Raw genomic sequence first — 2416 nt, forward strand, 5'->3', positions numbered from 1 at the left:
TTTGTTGGTTGTCATTACTTTATAGATTTTGGTCAATCTACTAAGATATTGATAATCAGCGAACTATCCAAATTATTTAATACTTATTTTTTTGAAAATCAATTGATTATATCAATTTATAACGAACTATTGTGATAATATCCTCTACTGATTGAAGTGTTTTCGGATTAGGTGTAAAATGCTCGAATAGTTTTTCTTCCCGGAATAATTCCGGGTTGTTTGCGCACCGGTCATTATACAGCTCATTTTCTACCTCTTCGATGCAGGCTATAATATACATTGCAAATCCTTTCATGCACAGTTGATTTAAGTGTTTATACTATTATTGCAATGTATATATCCCTTAAAAATCTGAATTATAAGCTATCTCCGAAATTTGTGAGTAATCTAGAATTCTTTATTCGTTCTTCCTTCTCGAAGTTTGCAAGATAATGTTCAGTAGTCTTTAAGTCGTTATGACCGAGGCTTTCGCTGATGTAAGCTATATTCGCACCACTTCTCTTAAGCACTGTTGCGAACGAATGGCGGGCCGTGTACGTAGATATATTACGACGGCCTATTCCGACTGCTTCTGCTATTCGTTTGATACGCTTATTGATACGTCTGGTAAGTTCACGGGTAATCGTTTTTCGTTCCAATGCTGTCTCGTTTCCGGTCAGATATGGGAAAATATAGTTATCACCATCAATTGTATTGCCCCATTTTTTAATAATAGTCCCCATTTCAGGAGTTAAAGCAACTCTAATCCTTTTTATGCTCTTGCTCGTTCGCTCTGTTTTTTGACGGATAAAGCATATTTCGCCATCGTTGATATCTGAATATTTGAGTTTTACGAGGTCTGCAACATTGATGCCATTACACATGTAGATAAATATCCATAAGTCCTTATATTTCTCTGTTACTTCCGTTTCATCCGAGAAATTGTAAATCTTACTGATTTCCTCTAAACTCAAAGCCTTCTTTGTTGCTTCTCCTGTTTTGATTTCGTACCTATCCTTGCCAAACGGATATTGACTTTCTTTGATTACTCCTACCTTTTTTGCCTCATTCATAAGAGCCCTGATATTACGCATGTGCATGCCAATTGTAGTATGTCCTTTGCCTGTCCGCAACCAATATGCCTCACATTTCTTTAGCCACTGTACTGTTACCATATCGAACAGTACATTATCTCCGGCAAATTCCGAAACCAGCCTTAATGTCTCTTTATGTAGTAGCATTGTCCCAATACGTTCTTCTATTTCCAACTGTACTATTTTAGAACGGATTGCATTTGTGAGAGTATCGCCGGTTGACTTGCCTAAACGGGTATTCAGAATATGGAAAGAGAACTCTCCTTTTTCTGCAAGTAGTTCTACATTGTCACGTACCAGGTAAAAGCTATTCTCTATATCTTCACGAATTTCTTTATACTGACGTGATTTGAGTTCTGGTAATTTATCCCATTCATCTTGCGTAAGTTCTTTACCTGTTGAGTAATACTGTCGTACACGCTTGTAATTGACACGAATTTTTACTGGGTATTTACCTCTTGAATTAATCCTTCTTGTATCAATCATTACACTGATTTTGATACCATCTTTCGAATAAGAATACATAACTATTTTCCTTTAATTGGTTAATAGTTAACATATCCTCAAATTTGCTGAAATATAAGTTGAGACTCGGTTCCAAGTATTTTTGAAAGAGGTTTTTAGATAACTTTGGCACTATATATTTTCAATATTTGCTGAAACGATTTCTTGAATTGAGCATATACGGATAGTGAATTCTTTATTATATAAGATTTTAAAGTATCAATGGTTTTTGAAACACGGTATGATTTGAAACGATTTCTCCAATTGAGCATATACGGATAGTGAATTCTTTATTATATAAGATTTTAAAGTATCAACGGTTTTTGAAACACGATATTATTTGAAACGATTTCTCCAATTGAGCATATATGGATAGTGAATTCTTTATTATATAAGATTTTAAAGTATCAATGGTTTTTGAAACACGATATTATTTGAAACGATTTCTCCAATTGAGCATATATGGATAGTGAATTCTTTATTATATAAGATTTTAAAGTATCAATGGTTTTTGAAACACGATATTATTTGAAACGATTTCTCCAATTGAGCATATATGGATAGTGAATTCTTTATTATATAAGATTTTAAAGTATCAATGGTTTTTGAAACACGATATTATTTGAAACGATTTCTCCAATTGAGCATATATGGATAGTGAATTCTTTATTATATAAGATTTTAAAGTATCAATGGTTTTTGAAACACGATATTATTTGAAACGATTTCTCCAATTGAGCATATACGGATAGTGAATTCTTTATTACATAAGATTTTGAAATATCAACGGTTTTTGAAACACGATATTATTTGAAACGATTTCTCCAATTGAGCATATA

Annotated in this window: 2 protein-coding genes; both read right to left on the bottom strand. The window is 32.8% G+C overall.

The genetic code is table 11. From position 1 onward, the window contains the following. Positions 1–106: 106 nt before the first annotated feature. A complete protein-coding gene (locus tag D0T84_RS20350) occupies positions 107–295 on the bottom strand; it encodes a hypothetical protein (RefSeq protein WP_163309687.1) in 189 nt (62 codons plus the stop codon). Between the two features lie 61 nt (positions 296–356). After that, positions 357–1598, bottom strand: a complete 1242-nt coding sequence (locus tag D0T84_RS20355) for a site-specific integrase (protein WP_163309688.1) — start codon at positions 1596–1598, stop codon at positions 357–359. Positions 1599–2416: the final 818 nt, after the last annotated feature.

Origin of the sequence: Dysgonomonas sp. 521, assembly GCF_010501055.1 — a bacterium.
Classification (GTDB): Bacteria; Bacteroidota; Bacteroidia; order Bacteroidales; family Dysgonomonadaceae; genus Dysgonomonas.